The organism is Pseudoalteromonas sp. XMcav2-N (assembly GCF_024124545.1).
Taxonomy (GTDB): Bacteria; Pseudomonadota; Gammaproteobacteria; order Enterobacterales; family Alteromonadaceae; genus Pseudoalteromonas.
The window spans coordinates 1-20,223 of the sequence record NZ_JAMXSF010000022.1 but is presented as its reverse complement, the minus strand read 5'-3'; the positions used below and the strand labels follow the sequence as shown (position 1 = coordinate 20,223).

Annotated in this window: 21 protein-coding genes, 2 tRNA genes and 1 pseudogene; 11 read left to right on the top strand and 13 right to left on the bottom strand. The window is 44.7% G+C overall.

The genetic code is table 11. The features are described from left to right. Positions 1–10 precede the first annotated feature (10 nt). Positions 11–460, top strand: a complete 450-nt coding sequence (locus NH568_RS21515) for a cytochrome c (RefSeq protein WP_253050750.1) — start codon at positions 11–13, stop codon at positions 458–460. A gap of 76 nt (positions 461–536) precedes the next feature. Here NH568_RS21515 and NH568_RS21510 read toward each other — a convergent pair whose 3' ends face one another. Then, positions 537–719 (bottom strand): PA3496 family putative envelope integrity protein, encoded by a 183-nt coding sequence (locus tag NH568_RS21510; protein WP_054017367.1) that lies wholly within the window; start codon positions 717–719, stop codon positions 537–539. 315 nt (positions 720–1,034) lie between these two features. On the opposite strand from NH568_RS21510, the gene NH568_RS21505 reads away from it, so the two are divergent. Then, positions 1,035–1,817 carry a YggN family protein gene (locus NH568_RS21505; protein ID WP_253050749.1) on the top strand — a complete coding sequence of 261 codons (783 nt, stop codon included), beginning with the start codon at positions 1,035–1,037 and terminating at the stop codon, positions 1,815–1,817. Positions 1,818–1,866: 49 nt separating this feature from the next. Here NH568_RS21505 and NH568_RS21500 read toward each other — a convergent pair whose 3' ends face one another. Then, entirely contained in the window at positions 1,867–3,315 is a 1,449-nt protein-coding gene (locus NH568_RS21500) for a PLP-dependent aminotransferase family protein (protein ID WP_253050748.1), read from the bottom strand. 108 nt (positions 3,316–3,423) lie between these two features. Between NH568_RS21500 and NH568_RS21495 the strand changes: the two genes are divergently transcribed. Further along, positions 3,424–4,344: a DMT family transporter gene (locus NH568_RS21495; protein WP_253050746.1), complete on the top strand. Its 921-nt coding sequence runs from the start codon at positions 3,424–3,426 to the stop codon at positions 4,342–4,344. Here NH568_RS21495 and NH568_RS21490 read toward each other — a convergent pair. Beyond that, positions 4,310–5,173: a diacylglycerol kinase family protein gene (locus NH568_RS21490; RefSeq protein WP_290444406.1), complete on the bottom strand. Its 864-nt coding sequence runs from the start codon at positions 5,171–5,173 to the stop codon at positions 4,310–4,312. The two genes, NH568_RS21495 and NH568_RS21490, sit on opposite strands and share 35 nt — an antisense overlap. A 300-nt stretch (positions 5,174–5,473) precedes the next feature. Here NH568_RS21490 and NH568_RS21485 point away from each other — a divergent pair, with 300 nt between their 5' ends. The 4 genes from NH568_RS21485 to NH568_RS21470 all read left to right on the top strand — a co-directional run bounded on the left by NH568_RS21485 (position 5,474) and on the right by NH568_RS21470 (position 6,646). After that, positions 5,474–5,623: a hypothetical protein gene (locus NH568_RS21485; protein ID WP_253050742.1), complete on the top strand. Its 150-nt coding sequence runs from the start codon at positions 5,474–5,476 to the stop codon at positions 5,621–5,623. Positions 5,624–5,821: 198 nt separating this feature from the next. Then, positions 5,822–5,912 (top strand) — tRNA-Ser (locus NH568_RS21480). An 18-nt stretch (positions 5,913–5,930) separates the two neighbouring features. Continuing rightward, a tRNA-Ser gene (locus NH568_RS21475) sits at positions 5,931–6,023 on the top strand. A 443-nt stretch (positions 6,024–6,466) separates the two neighbouring features. After that, a complete protein-coding gene (locus tag NH568_RS21470; RefSeq protein WP_128064521.1) occupies positions 6,467–6,646 on the top strand; it encodes a hypothetical protein in 180 nt (59 codons plus the stop codon). 211 nt (positions 6,647–6,857) lie between these two features. On the opposite strand, the gene NH568_RS21465 is transcribed toward NH568_RS21470, so the two are convergent. Together NH568_RS21465 and NH568_RS21460 are read right to left on the bottom strand one after the other, a co-directional pair. Then, positions 6,858–7,325, bottom strand: a complete 468-nt coding sequence (locus NH568_RS21465) for a hypothetical protein (RefSeq protein WP_253050740.1) — start codon at positions 7,323–7,325, stop codon at positions 6,858–6,860. A gap of 136 nt (positions 7,326–7,461) precedes the next feature. Beyond that, on the bottom strand, positions 7,462–7,974 hold the full coding sequence (locus NH568_RS21460) for a hypothetical protein (RefSeq protein WP_253050738.1): 513 nt from the start codon (positions 7,972–7,974) through the stop codon (positions 7,462–7,464). A gap of 317 nt (positions 7,975–8,291) precedes the next feature. On the opposite strand from NH568_RS21460, the gene speD reads away from it, so the two are divergent. The 4 genes from speD to NH568_RS21440 all read left to right on the top strand — a co-directional run bounded on the left by speD (position 8,292) and on the right by NH568_RS21440 (position 14,110). Then, positions 8,292–8,906, top strand: a complete 615-nt coding sequence (gene speD, locus NH568_RS21455) for an adenosylmethionine decarboxylase (RefSeq protein ID WP_253050736.1) — start codon at positions 8,292–8,294, stop codon at positions 8,904–8,906. 18 nt (positions 8,907–8,924) lie between these two features. Next, complete coding sequence (gene speE, locus NH568_RS21450) at positions 8,925–9,887, top strand: polyamine aminopropyltransferase (protein ID WP_138553074.1); 963 nt, start codon at positions 8,925–8,927, stop codon at positions 9,885–9,887. Between the two features lie 147 nt (positions 9,888–10,034). Further along, positions 10,035–11,828: an ABC transporter ATP-binding protein gene (locus NH568_RS21445; protein ID WP_253050734.1), complete on the top strand. Its 1,794-nt coding sequence runs from the start codon at positions 10,035–10,037 to the stop codon at positions 11,826–11,828. An 809-nt stretch (positions 11,829–12,637) separates the two neighbouring features. Beyond that, complete coding sequence (locus NH568_RS21440; RefSeq protein WP_253050732.1) at positions 12,638–14,110, top strand: FAD-binding protein; 1,473 nt, start codon at positions 12,638–12,640, stop codon at positions 14,108–14,110. Between the two features lie 229 nt (positions 14,111–14,339). Here the strand turns inward: NH568_RS21440 and NH568_RS21435 are convergent, their stop codons facing one another. From NH568_RS21435 to NH568_RS21405, 8 genes and pseudogenes are all read right to left on the bottom strand, one after another. Further along, positions 14,340–14,759: a hypothetical protein gene (locus NH568_RS21435; RefSeq protein WP_253050729.1), complete on the bottom strand. Its 420-nt coding sequence runs from the start codon at positions 14,757–14,759 to the stop codon at positions 14,340–14,342. A 235-nt stretch (positions 14,760–14,994) separates the two neighbouring features. Next, positions 14,995–15,444, bottom strand: coding sequence for a hypothetical protein (locus NH568_RS21430; protein WP_253050727.1), 450 nt, complete (start codon positions 15,442–15,444; stop codon positions 14,995–14,997). Positions 15,445–15,697: 253 nt separating this feature from the next. Further along, positions 15,698–16,285 carry a hypothetical protein gene (locus NH568_RS21425; protein WP_253050725.1) on the bottom strand — a complete coding sequence of 196 codons (588 nt, stop codon included), beginning with the start codon at positions 16,283–16,285 and terminating at the stop codon, positions 15,698–15,700. A gap of 205 nt (positions 16,286–16,490) precedes the next feature. Continuing rightward, a pseudogene (locus NH568_RS24275) lies at positions 16,491–16,697 on the bottom strand (ankyrin repeat domain-containing protein); the annotation flags it as partial. 130 nt (positions 16,698–16,827) lie between these two features. Next, positions 16,828–17,454 (bottom strand): hypothetical protein, encoded by a 627-nt coding sequence (locus tag NH568_RS21420; RefSeq protein ID WP_253050723.1) that lies wholly within the window; start codon positions 17,452–17,454, stop codon positions 16,828–16,830. A 440-nt stretch (positions 17,455–17,894) separates the two neighbouring features. Further along, positions 17,895–18,866: a transposase gene (locus NH568_RS21415; protein ID WP_253050721.1), complete on the bottom strand. Its 972-nt coding sequence runs from the start codon at positions 18,864–18,866 to the stop codon at positions 17,895–17,897. A gap of 188 nt (positions 18,867–19,054) precedes the next feature. Then, complete coding sequence (locus NH568_RS21410; protein ID WP_253050720.1) at positions 19,055–19,651, bottom strand: hypothetical protein; 597 nt, start codon at positions 19,649–19,651, stop codon at positions 19,055–19,057. Continuing rightward, the gene (locus tag NH568_RS21405; RefSeq protein WP_253050718.1) at positions 19,626–20,111 is read right to left on the bottom strand and encodes a hypothetical protein; all 486 of its coding nucleotides are present in this window, start codon (positions 20,109–20,111) and stop codon (positions 19,626–19,628) included. Before NH568_RS21405 ends, NH568_RS21410 begins: the two co-directional genes overlap by 26 nt. Positions 20,112–20,223: the final 112 nt, after the last annotated feature.

The following is a 20,223-nucleotide window of genomic DNA, read 5'->3' as shown; positions in this document are numbered from 1 at the left end:
AGGGGTCGAAATGAGAATTACACTTTTATTAACAAGCCTGTTAACTGGGCTGTCTTTGAATGTTCAGGCAAATTCATTATTCGAAAAGCCGGAAGATGCAATTGAATACCGTAAAGCAGCGTTTCAGCTGATCCGTTACCAGATTGGTGATATGGGCGACATGCTCAAAGGTAAAGTCCCGTTTGACGCAGAACGCTTTAAACAACGTGCCAATAATGCAGCTCAGTTGTCTGCCATGCCATGGGAAGCATTCCCGGCTGGATCAGATAAAGGCGAAACAGACGCACTGCCTGCTATCTGGTCTGACAGAGCAACCTTTGACAGCAAAGCACAGGCATTCGCAGATTATGCGCAAAAGCTGGCTGTAGCGGCGGAATCAGGCGATAAGAAAGTCATTGGTGCAGCATTTAAGAACTGGGCGAAGGGCTGTAAAGACTGCCACAACTCGTTCAAAGACTAAGCATCTAAACAAGTAAGGCAGCAAATGCTGCCTTACCATTTAACGCTCAAGCGAGGTAACAGCCCCGCAATCAAGCTCAATCATCTAAGAAATCTAGATCATCCTCTCCCAGATTACGCTTCAGGCGTTTTTGTTCCAAATAATCATCCAGACGACGCTTCACCCGCTTCTTTTGCTGGGCCTGCAACTCTTTGTCTAACGAGCCAAAGTCGTCTTCATAATCTTCATCTAACGGATCATAGGAAAATGTTTTACCCACGATAAGCTCCAAAACTTAAATTCGCTAACTAGTCCGGCAGTTCATGCAATGATGAGCCTGCTTAAGTTAGTATTTAGCGCTAAATTCAGGCTCTGAAAAGCAAGACATTTTTATCTATACGATAAAAATTTTTTATTATGCTTTTGCACAAAAAACACACTAGTCAAAAGCACCACTTTTTGGTCATATTGATGAACAAAACAGCTAATGCATCGCACAGGAAAATACGGCGTTTCTATAATAATCAATAAGTTAATAAATTGGCATTGTTCTTGTTGGTTCTCTCTTGTCATCAACACACCAAGGACCACTATTATGAAAACTATACTGCTTGCTTCAACGTTGGCGTTATCTACCCAGGTGGCAGCCCACACAGATAACCATTTTTCTGTCAGCACGGATGAATGCGCTGTTGATTTTAAAAACGACGTACAGATCACCCCTGATCAGGTATTTATCAAAAATGGCAACGGCCAGCCTGTGATGATAGACGCGCAAGGCTTCCTGTTTATTGCAGATCAACCCGTTTCGCTGAACCAGGATGAACGCATGGCCATGCAGACATATGCCGATACGCTCAGAGCCGAGCTGCCCAAAGTGGCCAGTATTGCATTGCAGGGCGTAGCACTGGCTGGCGTCGCCATTGAGGAAGTGGCAACCGCGTTTAATCTGCACAACTTCGATTCCTTGTCGGGCCTGATGGATGAACTGCATACAGAGATTGAGGGCGCGTTTTATCAGCAAGGCACCTTTGTGATGGGAGAGCAGGCCTTCAATGAATTCGGTGAGCAGTTTGAGCATCAGTTTGAAGAAAAAATAGAACAAGCAATAGAAGGTGCCATGATGGAATCCATTGGCAGCCTGCTGGTCGCCATCGGCTCAGAAATGGTCAGTTCAGGCGGCGATATGGACCGCTTTGAACAGCGCATGGAAAACCTGGGTGCCGAAATTGAACAAAAGATAGAGCACCAGGCAAAAGCGCTGGAACAACAAGCCAACGCTTTGTGTGGCAACTTCAAGACCATTGCAGAACAAGAATCTCAGCTCAGCGCCATGATCCCCCAAATGAAAGGGTATCAGTTGTTCGCGTACCGCTAAACCTAGGTTTATCCCTGCACAGTCAGCCACACTTGCACAAGTTCAATACTTAGCGCATGTGTGGCTGCTTTTTCGCTTGTGCCACCAAAGTGCCCAGCGTACGCACATAGCCTTCCATATGCTCGCACCAGGGCAGACCATAGCTGATCCGCACACAGCTGCGGTAACGCTCATAGGCGCTGAATATGGCACCCGGTGCCACACTGATCCCAGCCTGAAGCGCAAGCTGAAAGAACAAACCGCCATCATAGCCTTCACCCAGGTCCAGCCACAATACACACCCCCCTTTGGGGTCGCTGACCCGGACGTGCTCCGGAAAGTACTTCTGTACTGCCAGGCGCATTTTCTGCTTGTTGTCGTGCAGCCGCTTGCGTAACTGGCGCAGATGCCGCTGAAACTCGCCACTGGCCATGAAATCTGCCAGCGCCCATTGATTCATCATAGGGGCCGAACAACTCAGCGCGCGCTTAAAGCGCTTCGCCCGGGCACTGTATGGTCCCGCCAGCATCCAGCCCACCCGGTAGCCAGGCGCAACGGTCTTAGAAAACGACGAACAGGTCAATACTTCACCCGGCTGGGCAAAGCACTGTGCCGGTCTGATCCGCTGTTCGCCAAAATACAAGTCTCCATACACATCGTCTTCAATCAGAGTCACATCATGAGCACGCAATAATTGCAGCAACTGCTGCATCCGGGATTCGGGCATCTGGCTACCCAGCGGGTTATTGATACTGGTAGAGAATACACAGGCTTTAATGGAGTGCCGTGCCAGCGCGGCACTGAGGTCGTCAAGCCACAGTCCATCGTCCGGACAGACCGGGATTTCAATCGCTTTCAGACCCAGGTTTTCGACCAGCTCCACAATGCCAAAGTAACAGGGCGATTCGATCGCGACGATATCGCCAGGCTGGGTCACACACTGCAGGGCAATGGCTATGGCTTCCTGTGCCCCATTGGTGATGATCAGGTCATCACTGTTCACGGTCAGCCCCAGTGCCAGATATTGCTGCACTATCTGCGTTTTTAGCATCATCAGGCCATCAATTGCGCCATAGTCGAGCATTCTCTCCTGAGCCTGACGCATGGCCTGACGCATACTTCTGGCCAGAGCCTGTTGCGGACTGGCAGCAGCTACGGGGTTGGCAAGTCCCAGCGGCGCCACATCGGGAAGATGGATCCCCTCATATACCTGCTCAATCAGTTGCTGTTTGTTCACCATCACAGGTTTTGCCGGCAACTTACTGCGCTTGGGCGTGGCGGTGGGATGACCGCTTTGCAAAAAGTAACCGGACTTTTCCCGGGCCACAACCTGACCCGACATCTCTAACTGCTGATAGGCTTGCTGCACCGTAGGAATACTCACGCGTAGTCGACCCGCCATCGCTCTGAGTGACGGCAGTTTATCACCAGGATTCAGCAACCCCTGCTCCACCATCTCACGTATCACAGTGATCACTTGCTGATATAAATAATCGGGTTTTAGGCTGGTCTGACTCATGGCACGCTCAATCTGTATAGGTCTAAAAACACATTTTTTGTATCTGGCATATACAGAATATATCGTTAAACTGGCCACGCTGACTAGTCCTTGTTGTGAGATGAAAGAATGAACAACGTCTTTTTGTATACGATCACTGTCCTTATCTGGGGCTCAACCTGGCTGGCGATTGAGTTTCAGCTGGGCACGGTCGACGAAGTGGTCTCTTTGTTTTACCGCTTTGCAATTTCTGCGGCCTGCATGTGGTGCTATGTGCTTATTAAGCGCCCTCCCATGCGCTACTCGCTCACGGATCATGGCTTTTTTATGCTACTGGCTCTGGGTAACTTTGGGCTAAATTATCTGTTGTTATACTGGGCGCAGGGCAGCCTGACTTCTGCCATGGCGTCGATTGCCTTTTCGTTGCTGCTGGTTGCCAATATCGTCAATACCCGGCTGTTTTTTGCAAAGCCCATTGCCGGGCGTATTTATATCGGTGCCACACTGGGGCTGGGTGGTATTGTTAGTTTATTCTGGCAGGACTTAGTCAGCGCCGATCTGAACAGCGAGGCATTCATTGGCTTGCTACTGGCACTGGCCGGAATGTTTATCGCGTCACTGGGCAATATGGTCAGTGTACGTAATTCCAACCGCCAGATTGGCGTACTGCAAGGCAATGCCTGGGGTATGTTGTACAGTGCGCTGTTTTTAGGCGGTTATGTGGCACTCAGTCCGCTACAATTTAGTATTGAAGCCAGTGCCAGTTACTGGGGCTCTTTGTTGTATCTGTCGGTATTCGGTACCGTCATCGCGTTTGCCTGTTATTTCCATCTGCTCAAAAACATTGGACCGGAAAAAGCCAGTTACCTGATCGTCCTGTTTCCTCTGGTGGCCGTCACACTCAGCACCTGGTTTGAAGGGTTTGTCTGGCAGCTTAACACCTTTATCGGCTTTTCTCTGGTACTGATCGGCAACGCCATTGTACTCACGCCCTATCAGCGTATTCGCGCCTGGCTTAGTCCGGCAAGAACATCTCAGGCAGAGTCCTGAGGTGTAAGGCACCCGGGAGGCTTCGGATTGTGACTGGTGTTTGCGCCACCAGATCGCCATCGGCCTCCACCATCAGGTTAGGCGTTGTAATGGTTAATTCAGCACGTTTTTCACGATATACCCAGGGCAAGCGCTGGTGACATCCAACCAGCATCGCCGCAAACACCACTAAACGCTGCCACCAGGCGCTGGCACTAAACCACATACATTCCAGCTGACCGTCGTGTAGCCTGGCACACGGTGCTGGCTGCAACCCGGCTGCAAAATAACGACCATTGGCCAGCAGCAGCATCATCCCCTGCTCCAGCACAGGGCCTTGCGACGTGGCAACGCTGACAGTCGGCGCCCAGAACAGCTGCCTGATCCCACCCCATACATAACTCAGTGCCCCGGCGCGTTTATTACCCCGCATACCCTGCACCACCTCAGCATTAAAGCCGACCCCGGCAATATTGACGAAGTAGCGCTCACCGATAGCACCCAGATCTACCGCGACACTATGAGCAGAAAAAACGGCCGCTCTCCAGTGTCGCTCTGCGTAACCAAACTGACGGCAAAAATCATTCCCCGTGCCTGCAGGCAGGCAAGCCAGCGCAATAGGTAAACCAACTATGGCATTCACAACCAGATTGATGGTGCCATCTCCGCCTACCACCACAACCTGTTGCTGGTCCTGCGCCAGGGCCCTGATCGCTTTGCAATCCTGACCGAAGAATCCACTCGTATCGTACCAGCGAACGACCAGCTGACGTTGCTTTACCTGAGCCCGCAACCAATTTAACTGCCGTTGCAACTTCCGCCCACTTCCCGGCTTATAAACAACTAACAAAACACCCTCTCAAAAACAAACTCAACTTATCTGAATAATTACCCAAAAATAAAGACACAAAAAGCAAAACCTAACACCAAGACCATGATATATAACAACTTAAAGAAAACCCACCTATCTGCACGACTGAATAAACAATCATTTATATGATTTTCTCAAAGCAAAACACCCGCGCTTTCCATTAGTTTTTCTAATCCCTCATCAACAATTTTTATCGTTTTATTTTTAGTCACAATGCGCGCAAAATAACCATGTCGATACAGACAACATTGTTACTTTTAAGATTTTGAGGAGTCAGACATGCTTAATTCAGCTGCAGCGTGCAGCAACACGCAAACCACCCTAAACACAGCCACAGCGCCTGGTACCAAGCGCCGCGTTAACCTAAAGGCATGGTTAAACACTGTGGGTAAACAACTGATGTTAAGTCAGGTGGTTATGTATAAGTAAGTCTGCCTCGGGCATGTTCCCCCCAACCGTACATGCCCTTTTTCTACACTTCCCCTGTCACTCAATATCATAAAATGCGTTTTATCGCCCAGATTTCATTCAAGTTATTAAAAAAAGCCACATTTGAGTACAAAAATTAAGCAAACAAATTAAAAACTATTTACAGCATCAAATTCGCTAAGTATTATCTTTGCCCATGGAGAGATGGCTGAGTGGTTGAAAGCACCGGTCTTGAAAACCGGCATACGTTAATAGCGTATCTAGGGTTCAAATCCCTATCTCTCCGCCATTTTTAAGTTTTTGCGCCGGAGAGGTGGCCGAGTGGCTGAAGGCGCTCCCCTGCTAAGGGAGTATAGGGTTTGTAGCCCTATCGAGGGTTCGAATCCCTCCTTCTCCGCCATTGCTTTTAAGAGAACCGCCTTTACGGCGGTTTTTTTATGCCTGAAATAAACCTGTTCACGAATGAGAAGGCGGGTGAGAACCCTCGACCAGGGTTCGACAATTTTGTCTGGAACAAAATTGAACGCACTTCAGTGCGGCCCGCAGGGCAAAATACAGGACGTATTTTGTCATCCCTCCTTCTCCGCCATTGCTTTTAAGAGAACCGCCTCAATATGGACGGTTTTTTTATGCCCGAAAGCGAGTCCCTCACTCTTGTGCACACACCATTGCTTTTAAGAGAACCGCCTTTACTGGCGGTTTTTTTACGAGCTTTCCTGGACACCCACCATAAAACGGAGAAAATGCAATGTATATTGTATGCAATATTTGACAATGCGATCATAAACCGTTTATGGTTATTGGGTACGAACAGTACACAGGATTAATTTAAGGATAAAAACAATGAAACTAAAATTAAGCAGTAAAAAGCTCAAATCGCTGTCTGAACGGCACTTAGTAGAAAATAGCAATACACCGGCCATTGCGGGCGGTGCGAATACCTGGACATGCCTTAGCCACATTGGCCCGCCGGGACCACCGCAACAAACCTGTAATGCGAGCGGATGGGGCAACTTTTGCTGATCGGGTTACTTTACCCTTTCGTTCAGCAAAAATAGTACAGCACACTTAGGCCCACTGGTCAGTAAATACAACCAGATACAGAAAAGCCCCCGCACAATACCGGGGCTTTTAATATTGCATTGCCTGAATAGACATCATAAGAAGTCAATTGGATGCGTTAGTTTAAGTGGCTGCCCTTCAAGCTATTTTCATACCGGCCCTGGCTTACGCTTCAACGGCAATAATCAAACACCTTAGTTTTGTCTTGGATAAGCGCAATATTCGTGTGCGTTTTATGTATCGTCAGTCTAAGTCGCCAGTCTTCAAGTTTAGTGTCATCTGAAAGGGCATCCGCTGTATCACCAAAATAACCAAAGTTGACAGAAACAAGCACCAAATCATGTTTTTGACTCTGCTCATTATATTCCCGTGATACTTTCATCGACTGAAGCGCCGGAAAGAAGATCTTTTTAAAACAGGCATTTTTTATTGATAAAAACTGGTCCTGAGTTTCAACCTGAATTGACGCCAAAGTGTGATGGGTATTTTTTCTTACCGTATAAGCCGCGCCATCCTGAGCATTCATGGTGATACTTACAATATCCTCATGAAAGCCGTGAGGCCCTGTATTTTCGAACTCTGCGGACCTGACCACAGCGCTAAAGACAAAAAGAAGTAGTAAAAATGACCTACGTCTCATACTTCCCCGCCAATATTTTAATAAACACGTTCAATTACAGAACTCCTTTGCATCAGTCATCGAGCACTTAGTATAAAAGCCTGGCGCCAGACTCACACTCGTTCTGAATGGGTACCAACTTAACTACCCTAGCCAACTAAATCCCATCAACAGTTTCATATTCTCCTGCTGCTCTCAAAATAAACTTAAGATCTTCTTTGCCAACGACTTCTGAGTCAATTAAGACGTCAAAAGAAATAAAGTTACCACCACTAAAGTCAAAGCATGTTGGCACTACAATTTGAAAAGCGGTCCCACCGCGAACAATGTAACTAAGATTGCATTGAGGAATACTATTTTTGTTATTTTTTCTAAATCTTTTTGGAACAATTTTAGGCGCTATTTGCTCTAGTCTCCCTTCAGAATACACAATAATGTTTGGCATTAATCCACTACTGTCAATCGTGAAGACAATATTGTATTTATCCCTTTCAAGCTTATAAGATAGAACGATCTCTTTCTCAAGCTTAACCTTTGGGTTTTTGATAATCCCGCTCGCTACCTCAACAACTTTTTCGTTCCCTTCCAAAGAAATATAACGAAAAGTATCTGTATACCGCTGGCATGCGACAGTCAAACTTAAAAAAATGACAACGACTATACACCTCATGAAATGCAACCCTTTTTTCTTATATATTTACTAATTGAAAGCTTTCCTCTGGCCTAATAGAAATTTACATGGACTGTTCGAGTACCACCAGTTGCATGAACTCGGACTTACTTAGAGATTCGATTTACAGCTCCACCCCAAAAGGCTAAACGGCCGTTGTGTGTCCACCCTCATCACACACCCGTATATCATTTTTTAGCTTCTATATTGGTGCAACCTGCTGCGTTTGTGAAGTCACAAGCATCTGAGCCTGTTGTGTTTTTCATAATAGCAGCAATCACCACCTGCCGCGTACCGAGCCGCCAGTCTTAGCATCAATGCCCGACTCCACACTCGTTGCACATTTCAGTGCTGGAATATCCGTATTCAAAAAGGGAGAGCCAGAGCGTGTCACTTTGTCTGTGTTTTTGGTCGTCAGGTTTACCTGCGCCAGTAAGCAACATGCACAAAACCGGCTACCTGATCACCCTGACAACCGAACACTGAGTAAAAGCATGACTAAACCCGCATCCACAACACAGCTTGTTCACCCACTGGGCCAGCACATTATTGTCGATATTTTTGATGCCTCTAACCTCATCGGTGAGCAGCACATAGAAGAGATGATGATTGAATGTGCCAACGCAGCAAACGCCACCATTTTGAAAACCCATTTGCACCCATTTGAAACCAATGGCGGTGTGTCGGGCATGATCATTCTGGCTGAAAGCCATATTTCTATCCACACCTGGCCAGAATATAACTTCGCTGCCATGGACATTTTTATGTGTGGTGATGCACAGCCTGAGCTGTGCCTGGCTGTGATAGAACAGTGTTTTCAACCAGGCAGGATGGTGGTGAACACCCTCACACGAGGTGGCTCTGTCAGCCAGGCCGGAGAATTCCAGCCGCTTTTACATAACCAGTTACACGCAACGCAAAAAACCGCATAAAACGGAGTATTCACGCACATGACTAAGATTAATTGGCATTATGAGCAAATGACAAGTGGCGTTCACATTGCACTTCGTTCAGAAAAAGATTTGGTAGATGTAGAAACCGAGTTCCAGGATGTCAGCATTTTTGAAACCCGCCACCTGGGTAAAGTAATGCGCATAGACGATGGGATCCAGGTCACCACCAAAGGGGAGCACATTTATCATGAGATGATGGCACATGTGCCTATCCTCTTTCATGGTCAGGTCAAGAACGTATTGATCGTTGGCGGTGGCGATGGCGGCAGTGCCCGCGAAGTATTAAAACACCAGAGCGTAGAAAACGTGGTCATGGTGGATATTGATGAGCAAATTATTCAACTAAGCCGCAAGTACTTGCCAGAAATTAACAACGGCGCATTTGACGATCCCAGATTTGTACTGCGCATTGGTGATGGCGCCGACATCATCTCTCAGTACAGTGACTGTTTCGACCTGATCATCCTGGATGCAGCTGACCCGGATGGCGGTGCGTCGGAAACCCTGTTCACCCAATCCTTTTTTGGTAACTGCTTAACCGCACTAAAAGCTGACGGCATTTTAGTGGCACAAGGTGGTACGCCTTATTTTGAGCCCTATATGATGCAGTCGATGGTATCTCGTTTAACTCAGGCGTTTAACAATCCGGCTGGCATCTATATGGGCGGATGTTACGACTATTTTGGCGGCTCCCATGCGTTTATCTGGGCAACGCGCAGCGGCACCATCAACACACTGTCGCTCGCTGAACTCGAAACACGCTTTAATCAGGCCGATATTCAAACAAAATACTACTCGCCGGAAGCACACTTTGGCGCCTTCTTCTTATCTAAAGATATGCGGGATTACGTCAACCAGGCCGTAAACTGTGAGAACGTGGATGAACTGTCGATGCCTGCCGCTGGCGACTGGGATGACTATACGCCAGAAACCTCTAACCAGAATGAAGACGACGACTAGCGCTTACTCTGCTGACATAAAGGCAGATTAGTATACAAGTCAGAGCCACTGAAACGACCAGCATCGTTGTCTCAGTGGCTTGTTTATTACTGGCTCTGGCCAAACAGCCGGAGCGCAACCAGATACGTGCGGGTGCCACATAAAGCGATGAAGCCACTATTTACGCTATTTGAAAAAATAGGCCACAAAGACACATTCGACAGCCAGTTGCATGAGGCCGAACACAATCTTTCGTTTATCCGCCAGTGCGCCAAAGAGTTTTCTGGTTGGATAGCCGTTGCATTTATCATTTCTTTGCTGGGCGGCTTATTGCAAATTGTGACCTTTGACTTTCTGGGTGAGCTGGTCGACTGGCTGGATACCTCCGGTGACAAAACACAACTGAACAATAAAGGATACCAGCTGGCATTGTTCGCCGTGGCCATTGCCGTTGTGATCCCCGCACTCACCCTGGTTAAGAACCTGGTGTTTCATCAGCTGCTTGGGCCTAACCTGCAAAAAAACACCATTGTAAAACTGTATCGCACTTTAATAGCATCGCCTGCCAGTTATCACGAAGAAGACGACCCGGGCTCCACAGCCATTGTGATTGTGGATACCTCCGAAGCCATCATTGATGTGGTGTTGCAGTTCTGTGGCTTTGCCGGATTTTTACTGGCATTTTTGGGCGCGCTGCTGTTTTACGTCGGCAACATAGATGGCTGGCTGACGCTGCCATTCCTTATCTGGACAGGCCTGTTTCTGGCTATGCTGCTCGGGCAGTGGATCCCCAACGCCAAAACCACCAACCGGCTGGAAGCCGAAAGCTGTGCACAGATCACCGGAAAATTGACTGAACGCTTTGCCCGGATCAGAACGGTAAAAATGCTCTCCGGCAGCGAATACGAGCAACAGTTTGCTGAGAAATGGGCGACCCGACACCGCAGAGTGGTGGCAAAAGAATTTCGTGTTTTCTCTCATTTTGCCTCTGTGGTTGGCCTGCTAAATGGTACTTTGATTGTGGGCACAGGGGCTCTGTGTTTACAGCTTTGGCTCAATGGCAGCATCTCCGTTGGCGAGTTTTCTATGGTGCTGGCCCTGGTCTATCGGGTTATTTCGCTCTCGGAATGGTGCCAGGAAGAGTTTGACGCCTTTTTTGTTTCCTGGGGTCAGGTTACCGTGGGCAGAGAAGTGATTAACGAGTTTCTGGAAGATATTGAACCCATTGAAGACGCAGGCAAATTCAATGTGTGCAGAGGAAAAATCACCTTTAAAAACGTCGAATTTGCGTATGAAAACAAAGCGTCCCTGTTCACCGATCTGTCGTTAAAAATCAAAGCCGGCGAAAAGGTGGGGATCATAGGCCCGTCAGGAGCAGGAAAGTCGTCGCTGCTGAATATGCTTGCCGGCATTGACGAAATTGAAGAAGGGGCAATTTACATTGATGGCAAGAATATAGAAGATTACCCCACAGATCAGATCTGTGGCGAGATCAGCTTTTTAAATCAGGATATTGGCCTGTTTAATCAGAGCATTTATGAAAACGTCGCATTTGGTTTAAATAACGTAAGCCGGGCGTCGGTCAGACACGCGCTTGAACAGGCCAATGCCCTGGAATTTGTTGAAGCATACACAGACGCTCGCGGCCGTAAGGGGTTAAGTGCGTTTATTGGTGAAAACGGCGGACAACTTTCTGGCGGCCAGCGACAACGGCTGGCGCTGGCCAGAGCGATATTAAGAGATAAGAAAATACTGTTACTGGATGAGGCAACCAGTGCCCTGGACCCGGCCTTAAAAGCCGAGTTTATCCGCTCACTTAAAACGCTGATGAAAGGCAAAACCGTCATTTCTGTTGCGCATTCTTATGATGTGCTCGCCATGATGGACCGCATTATAGAGATTAAAGACGGCAAAATAATCAGAGATGGTAAACCTGCCGACGTTATCGATGCGGTTGTGTAGCACGCTTTTAGATTATTCGCTGCAAACCGACAGGCAAAACAAGCGCTTCAGGCTATCGGGCAACGTACTTTACTACCCCAAGCTCAGGCAAATAGTCTGGGCTTTTAAAGGGATTGAAACCAGGATTATTTTGCTTACTCCTTTTGCATTATGTAACGCTCGGGCACGCCAAAATTCTATCTATAAACCCTTTTAAGCCATACGTTTTATTCGGCTCACCTCGTTGTTTTGCAATGCAGCACGCTCACCTTTGGACAGCTTACACATAAACCCCAAATAACCGTAAAATCTTCGGGGTATTCCCGGTAAACTAATAAAGACATCAATGCGGCTTTTTACTTAAATTAGCAAACAGTGGTGTCGGTCTACCTGCCTGTATTCTAAGACAAAAGAATGAACTAAGATATCTTATCGCCTCTTCGATAAATCCTTTCACTTTGAGGTTAAAAAAGTGTAGCATTTATGTATCATTCATTATGATACTATCTCTGCCAGCCCCTTTATTTATAGCAATTAGCCATAAAGTATAAGGTTAATAAAATTTTAATAGGGTTTTACCTGAGTTTAGATACAACACCAATAAAGACGCCAACATACCCAGCTCAAAACGAGGTCGCTTTAGCTGATCATGGTATGAAGCTTAGCGTGCTGACTAACACGCTTTTTCAGGGACAGAGACGTTTACATTAGCGGTAACGTGAACATCAAGATAATAAAAACGGAATACGAATTTGCCTTTAAAACGCATTTTCTGATCCAATCACATTTTATTCTTACTGCTTTTTACTTCAGTAATATTAGGAGGATGCATGAATCACAAGTCATCTCGAAGAGATTTTATAAAAAAAATAGGCATGGGTAGCCTGGTTGTTGGGTTTAACCTGCAAAGCCAAAGCTGGGCGAGCGAGCGCGATTTACTCAACTTATCACCCGAGGCGTTTGCCGACAACTTTCCTGTGTTCGACGGCGAACTCATCACCGATGAAACCAGCCTGACTGAGGCCGCTGATGATTTTGGTCATATTCATCAATATGTCTCACGCGCGATTTTAAAGCCCGCCACCTACCAAGATATCGTCAATATGGTTACATTTGCCAATCAGCATAACGTAAAAATTGCGGTAAAAGGGCAAGGGTATTCGACCAACGGCGAAACACAAACCCAGGGCGGCGTGGTGATAGACATGGTTTCACTGGCTGAAGTCTATGACGTTCATAACCAGCAAATTACTGCTCAGGCAGGTGCTCGCTGGAGCGAGCTACTGGCAACCACAGTGCCTCAAAACCTGGGACTCCCCATCATCACTGACTTTATTGACTTGAGTGTTGGCGGCACCATTGCTGTCGGTGGATTGGGTGCGCAGTCTTATAAACACGGCTGTATGGCAGACAATATCTGCCACCTTAAAGTGGTCACCGGTGACGGCCGCTTGCTTGACTGCTCACCGTATCAAAACAGCCTGCTATTCCACTCCATGAAAGCTGGTTTAGGTCAGCTCGGAATTATCGTAGAAGCAAGCTTTGATCTTGAGCCAACACCCAGTACGGTCAGAGCATATCAGCTGGTGTACGATAATCTTGAACACTACTTAAACGACAACCAGCGCCTTTTAGATGAAGGGGTTTTTGATGGCGTTCAGGGTGGTGCAGAGCCGGATCCTGCCGGAGGCTGGCGTTATGTAATGCAGCTGGCTAAGTACTTTGAGCCCGATACGCCACCTGTAGATGCCGAACTGCTTGATGGCTTAAATTTTGTGCCCGGAGCCGAAGTTATTCAGGATCTCCCCTATTTTACTTTTTTGAACCGTTTAGCCCCAGTGGTAGAACAGTTAAAAGCAGCCGGACTCTGGACTTTACCTCACCCCTGGTGTCCTTTGTTAATACCCGCTTCTAAAGCACACGCGTTTATTCAGGACACATTAGCAAATACACCTGCCAATGATGTAGCCGGGCCGGTACTCATGTCGATGCAACAGAGAAGTGCCTTCAGTAGCCTGTTTTTCAGCGTACCAGAAGAAGAAAAGTTCGTTTACTTTTCTTTGATGCGTACCGCTATTCCGCCGACACCCGAGCGTGTTGAGCAGCTCACTCAGGCCAACAGAAGCATTTACGAAGGAGCACGAGAGCTGGGTGGCTTCCAATATCCGGTTGGCGCCATTCCCATGAGCTCAAGAGACTGGAAAAAACATTATCACAAAAAGTGGTTTTTACTGAAGCTACTGAAAAACTGGTTTGACCCTAATAATTTGTTAGGCCCGATGAGGGGAATTTTTAACAGATAAGCGGTTTCAACCAGCATGGGCACACGGCAGTGCCCTTTTTAGTTATTTGGGGCTTAGTGGGTAGCGCGATGCGTGGTAGTAATAGCAGTTAAAATAGCGTCTGATTTTATTGAATTACAACAGTCCATCTCATCACCCACCCAAAAATCCGAACAGAATGTCTACGATTTTGGTTTGGTGTCCATGCAACGTCTTGTACCTTAATAGCTATCGGGAATGCCTATTTTTGCTAGGGTATATTTTCACCATCGTTCAGGTGACTGGAGTCGAGAGTTAATCCAACTTTTGGTAGTTGGTCAAACTTGCAAATATGCTCTTTGAGCAATTCTAATCTATGATCCATATCTTCTTGTGACAATTTAACAAGAACGGTTGTTGCATTCCCAGAAAAATCAATAATAGTTCTTTCCACAAAAAGCTTCTCATAATCTACAATTCTTTCTTCTATAGACATATCAACAATATGGCTAGCTGACTTAAAATAAATTTTCCTTTTATTTTCAAAGTCCACATCAGACAAAGCAGCAATCGATTCGGAATGACCAATTAAAGCTTTTTGTAACAGTTCAATTGAGCTTATTTGGCACACATCATTAGCACCTATATGGTGCGAAGTAACAACAAGTATGAAAGCAATAAAACGCTTCATTTAATGACCTCCCCAAGAACTACTTCCGAATACTTTCTCAATGTGTGCTTTCATATAGTACACTTCACATTTTTTCAAAGACACCCGACCATAAATTCGTAACCTGATTGTGGGCGTGTTCAAAATTGAAGTACTGCTAGTTCACCATAAGCCGATTTGAAGAGACCGACTCTATGTTTAAACCATTTGTTAAAACCTCTATTAGCATAACTTTTGAGCCATCATTGTATTGAATTTATACTATTTTTTTTGCTTCCCATCTTTCATAGATTGAAACACTAATCTGCTCAGCTCTTAATCCTATAGAGTCCCGGATATTCTCCACATGCTCCAGAGCGTTGAACTTAAAATCATTGCTATCATATCCATAACTGTTTCTTAAAATCCCAAGCTCCACCATAAGGCTAACAACAAACTTGATTTCACTCTCCTTTACTGAACTATTGAATGAAACAATCGCTCTACTGTGTTTCCCTCCACAGGAAGCTAATGGAAACAGCTCTCTAGTGAATCTCGCTTTACCCCTAATCTGTTCAAACTTACTCCCAATACATCCTCCGTCAAACGAAACCATTGGATGACTTTCATAAAGGAAGTAATCTGTCCTCCCATTTTCACTCGCAAATAAAAGCGGGCAACTAAAAGAAAGATATGCGAAAAGAAGCAATGAGTTTAACAACTTCATATTAGTAATTCCCAAATATAACTTTAATGGCTGAAAAGCCTGGCTTAGTAATGTTTTCTACTTCATCCCCTACAGACATCAATTGATGGCTACATAAGCTACTGAAAAATAAACAATTAAAACACCACTCATATCAATTCACTTCGTTCAGATGGCAAAACGGATAAAATAACGAAAACACGCTATCCCACTGGCATACTTGGCTTTGCATCGCTGAAACGTACATGTATGTCCATGTAACTTTATCTATGCTTCATCTATAGGTTATTCCCTCACTACAGCTAAATTTCGATAGAAAATTAAGAAGCTCGAACATTTTATTTTGAACACCGGTAACCGGTTTTAAGTCTTCAACTATCGCTACTTTCTCATCTATGCCTATATCCTGTAGCAATAACACATACTTCCATTTATATGCTGCTGGCGAGTTCATTTTGACTTCTTTTCTTAGCACTTTGTGAATAGCTTCAATATCACACTGGTATGCAGACTCATACAATAGCTTTTCTTTCTCTTCCTTCGTGTAATTATCAAACATACCTCTCCGGTCACTATAAACAACTCTTTTAGCCGAAGAGAAACCTGCTTCCACAGCTTGATAAACAAACTTTTTATATTTCTCAGCATCAATCGTGCCATCAAAAACCAAGCTTTTATAAGTTTCAAGGCATTCATTCACAGTATCTGAATTAAGAACATCAACACTGTGCTCTTCACATAATTTATATGAAAGTATCGGTCTTGGTTTAGAGCATAAAGTCATCCCACCTTTTTCATCACATCCTTGACTATAAAAACTGACAATCAAATAAAACATGAGTAACGATTTAATTATTTTCATTCACTCTCCTTAATTACCAGTAAATGACACCCAATCACCAGGTCCACAACATATATGGAGCCACCACTTCAGCTGGTCAATTGTGCATGCCTTTACTTGTTTTCAATACACACTACGCTGGTGTTATTACACAAAAAAGACGCTCATTGAGCGCCAATTTTTAATCGGTGTCTTTGCAACTTGTTCTAACTTAATTGCCCTTGATTTACCTTCGTTTACTTTTTATGAGAAGCGTAACTGTCGATTCCAGACCATGCTTTTTTGCTAGTTCCAAACAGCTGTACTCTTTATCTTTTCCAAAAAAAGGTAACTCTATATTTGCACCATGTTCAATTAATGTATTTGCAATTTTTTCATGCTTATTTTCCAAAGCATAGTGCAACGCTGTTGTACATTCACAGCAACACCAATCGGGGTTTGCTCCACGGCGGGATCACCCACCCAAAAGTCCAGACTGAAATGCCTACGATTTTGGGTGGGTGTCTCTGGAAAATTTTTCTGGAGCGTCCATATATGTCCTTGAAACTCTCTAGCAACAACTATTAGTTTTCGACAAAATGAGCTTGCCAAACCTTTTCATTCTCCTTCTTAAACAACTCTATTTCTTTAATAATCTTAGATTCTTCCTGAGACTTTAGCAGCTGAATAAAATCTCTAAATTTAATTGTTTTAGGGTTGTGTGGATTAAGCTTTGGAACTAATTTTTCAGCTTCATTTACTAACTTGAAATCCCTTTCCATATAAAACCTGAGGAGAATATAATCAGCTTTTTCGAAGCTGGATAATCTATCATAGTTGGCAGATAGAAACTCGACCAAACTTGTGTAATCCAAAGCTAAGCTCTCCCTAACCAGCTTGCACTTATCCAATATGAAGTCAATCAATTCGCTCTCTGACGGACTAGATCCTTTACCCAAAAAGTGAGCCCTATCTGCGTCTGAAACATCTACATTCCCCAACAGAGAGTAAGGGAAAATAAACGGAAAGCAAACATCAGGAAAAACCCAATAAAAAAACTTTGTACCTGACGAGTACTCGCTAAATCCAACCCCGCTTTTCACATTTCTAGTTGATGAGCCGAATGCTAACATCCAAGTTTTATCTTTCTTAAAGCTTATCGAAAATATATCTGTGTGCTTTGTCAATTTTGTAATAATTTTCTTTTTCATTCCTAATCACCTGTCGCAAGCATAATCAATACCAACTCAGTGGAGCTGGGCAAGTTTCTCTGATATTGTAGCTTTTGATATGGGTAGAGTATTGGTAAACCCGTTTTTAGCTCAAATGCTAAATGTGGCTCCGCTTCTGGCCCCCAAGTTGCATCCGGTCGACTAGAGTTCAAAGTTCCCCACGGAGTTTCAAAACCAAGTAAATAACTTGGTCCTTAAAAAATTTTTCAAAGACACCCAACCATAAATTCGCAACCTAATTGTGGGCAGGTTCAACCTGGAAATGCAAGATTATTAAATATCGCGCTTTTTATATGCTCAGAGCGGTGAAATTCGTAAGTTTAAGCTCGTAATCGTGAAAAAATCGGTGCCAGACTATACGAAAACATACCCAAGCCTAAGTTGGGATAAATTGAAATAATACTGAAAAAGATTAGGTGCTAGCCCAGTAGGCGCTCACACTGCATCAGGTTAGTTCGTCGCTTTTTCTCCAGATGCTCACAGTAATCTGTCATTGCCTGTGTTCGCCCTACTGCACCATGAAACACTTTGGTAAATCGGGTGGTAAGTTTAAGCCAATTGTCTGGCTCTATTTGCAACCTGGTCAGCAGCGGCTGGCTATCACTGATATATCCTCGTTTGTCTGCCCGCATACACCGGCCTGTTAATTCAACCAGCTGAATATAATAGGTCAGCTCAAACGGGAGACCACTTGGCATGTTCGCTCTGGGGTTGCCTGCAAAGCGTCGCAAGCTTTTAGGTTGCTTGCCCAGTCGTGCCCACGCAATGCGTTTTTTGATACTGGTATAGTCCGAAGTTTCAGGAGTCTCTGCCATTTGGGCCCTGACTGGGTTCAGGTCAACATAGGCCATGCATGCTGCCAGTGCCGCTTCATCCAGTAATGCCTGTGACTTGAATCTTCCTTCCCAGAACCGGCCTGTACAACCATCTTCTTTATTGGCTCTGCGGGCTATGTCTTCATTCAGTACCCGCATAAACCAACTGATACTCGCAAGGCGTATTCTGAATTCACTAATATCTGCATCCAGCATACTGCGCTCTGACTCGCTCAGCTCATCACCATTAACGAATTTTTGCGTCAGCCAGTTACCTTTAAACAGCTTGTGCCAGCGAATGACTATCGCTTTATCTGATAACCTGTGTGCTTTCTTATCATCTACATACAAAACAAGATGTGTATGATTGCTCATCACCGCATAGCCACATACCTCAATGCAAAATACCTTGGCCAGAGCCAGCAGTTTTTCCTCGACCCAGTCTCGTCGATGCTCATAAGATTTACCCGTTAAACGGTCTTCACCACACAAAAATGCGCGCCGCACACACCGGGAAATACAGTGGTAGTATTTGGTATCCGATAAGCTGACCTGTCTCTTCCTTGCCATTGGCATAATCTATCATCCTCAATCCATGAGTAATACCTAAAGGTAGACGGCGTACATTCCGCACGCCAGTTTAGGGTGGGTGTCCATGCAACTTCATGCATTAACGCCGATTTAGAAGCGTCCACCACATCACCCCCCCAAAAAACCCAGACTAAATGCCTACGATTTTGGGTGGGTGTCCTTGTAACTTCTTTTTACCAACCGCCAATTCGCACTCGTACACCATTTACAACTATTTCGGTATGTTTTTCAGAAAGCTGAAACGTTCGATAGTACGAACATCCTATTACTGTTTTAAACCTATCCAAAACTTTTCCATCAACAGTTTCGATTATATTAATCACTCCTGTTTTAAAATCACTCATATAGAAAGATATATCACCACCATCATTATCACGAATATAGTAATCCACTTCATTACCATTACACGGTTTTGCGTAATAAGTTTCATAGTGTTCTTTCTTACCATCATTAACATAATACAATTCTACAAAGGACTTGGTTTTTAGTATGTCACATGCATCCACTTTAAACCTCGTACCCATATCAACAACACCCTTTGTATATATCTGGCCACAGAAGTGAAATTTAAGAACCCCTTTCCCAGGTCTTGCTGGAAAAGGGTGGAGGACATATATTTCATATTTACCATCAAGATAATCATATACAACAAAGTCTGTCACCCCTGTTTCGCTACTTGCTTTAACATTCAAAGAAGAAAACAAACAAAAAAACAACACGCCAAAATTAACCTTTTTAAGATAATTAGTGCCCATGATTATAGGTCCCATTTTTAACTTTCCTAACATTATCAGCTATATTTGTACCATAGTAGTCATGATCAGATGATGGTATAAAATTTTTATAGTTAGCCTCTTCCCACGCAAAAGCATTAAGTTCAGTTTGCATTTTATATTCTGACCAATTTGAAACATTTGCTTTATAGTCTCTGAAATGCACTACTTCATGACCCAAAACAAGCATACCTCTACCTTGAGAACTCTGAGCTGATGGGTTAATAGTTATCAATCCATTTTTGCTAGAATCCATTGTGCCCGCATATTTAAGTGAAGAGTCTGCATCTATATTTATTATATGAATCCCAGAATCAAATTCAGCCAATAGTAGATCTTGAATACCTCCTAAATTTGCATTCAACCCATCAATTACATTAGTTAGATCATCTGAGACTTTGAATACAATTATAGTGTCTGAGCTTTTATTGCTTATTTGAATGGCCTTGTTGATCAAATCCAAATAGCTTAGGAAACGCTGCGATTTCAGCTGTTTCCCTGATATTCAGGCATACCTAGCCCGGCCATTCTATTGAGCACTTTCACTTTTATCATCGCTTCAGTGTGCT

What these genes read in the sequence shown, in the direction of transcription:
- NH568_RS21505 (WP_253050749.1), top strand. Translation starts at nt 1,035, where the DNA reads ATGAAAACTATACTGCTTGCTTCAACGTTGGCGTTATCTACCCAGGTG.
- NH568_RS21415 (WP_253050721.1), bottom strand. Translation starts at nt 18,866, where the DNA reads ATGCCAATGGCAAGGAAGAGACAGGTCAGCTTATCGGATACCAAATAC.
- NH568_RS21470 (WP_128064521.1), top strand. Translation starts at nt 6,467, where the DNA reads ATGAAACTAAAATTAAGCAGTAAAAAGCTCAAATCGCTGTCTGAACGG.
- NH568_RS21430 (WP_253050727.1), bottom strand. Translation starts at nt 15,444, where the DNA reads ATGAAGTTGTTAAACTCATTGCTTCTTTTCGCATATCTTTCTTTTAGT.
- NH568_RS21465 (WP_253050740.1), bottom strand. Translation starts at nt 7,325, where the DNA reads ATGAGACGTAGGTCATTTTTACTACTTCTTTTTGTCTTTAGCGCTGTG.
- NH568_RS21500 (WP_253050748.1), bottom strand. Translation starts at nt 3,315, where the DNA reads ATGAGTCAGACCAGCCTAAAACCCGATTATTTATATCAGCAAGTGATC.
- speD (WP_253050736.1), top strand. Translation starts at nt 8,292, where the DNA reads ATGCCCGACTCCACACTCGTTGCACATTTCAGTGCTGGAATATCCGTA.
- speE (WP_138553074.1), top strand. Translation starts at nt 8,925, where the DNA reads ATGACTAAGATTAATTGGCATTATGAGCAAATGACAAGTGGCGTTCAC.
- NH568_RS21515 (WP_253050750.1), top strand. Translation starts at nt 11, where the DNA reads ATGAGAATTACACTTTTATTAACAAGCCTGTTAACTGGGCTGTCTTTG.
- NH568_RS21420 (WP_253050723.1), bottom strand. Translation starts at nt 17,454, where the DNA reads ATGAAAAAGAAAATTATTACAAAATTGACAAAGCACACAGATATATTT.
- NH568_RS21460 (WP_253050738.1), bottom strand. Translation starts at nt 7,974, where the DNA reads ATGAGGTGTATAGTCGTTGTCATTTTTTTAAGTTTGACTGTCGCATGC.
- NH568_RS21440 (WP_253050732.1), top strand. Translation starts at nt 12,638, where the DNA reads ATGAATCACAAGTCATCTCGAAGAGATTTTATAAAAAAAATAGGCATG.
- NH568_RS21435 (WP_253050729.1), bottom strand. Translation starts at nt 14,759, where the DNA reads ATGAAGCGTTTTATTGCTTTCATACTTGTTGTTACTTCGCACCATATA.
- NH568_RS21410 (WP_253050720.1), bottom strand. Translation starts at nt 19,651, where the DNA reads ATGGGACCTATAATCATGGGCACTAATTATCTTAAAAAGGTTAATTTT.
- NH568_RS21495 (WP_253050746.1), top strand. Translation starts at nt 3,424, where the DNA reads ATGAACAACGTCTTTTTGTATACGATCACTGTCCTTATCTGGGGCTCA.
- NH568_RS21485 (WP_253050742.1), top strand. Translation starts at nt 5,474, where the DNA reads ATGCTTAATTCAGCTGCAGCGTGCAGCAACACGCAAACCACCCTAAAC.
- NH568_RS21425 (WP_253050725.1), bottom strand. Translation starts at nt 16,285, where the DNA reads ATGAAAATAATTAAATCGTTACTCATGTTTTATTTGATTGTCAGTTTT.
- NH568_RS21445 (WP_253050734.1), top strand. Translation starts at nt 10,035, where the DNA reads ATGAAGCCACTATTTACGCTATTTGAAAAAATAGGCCACAAAGACACA.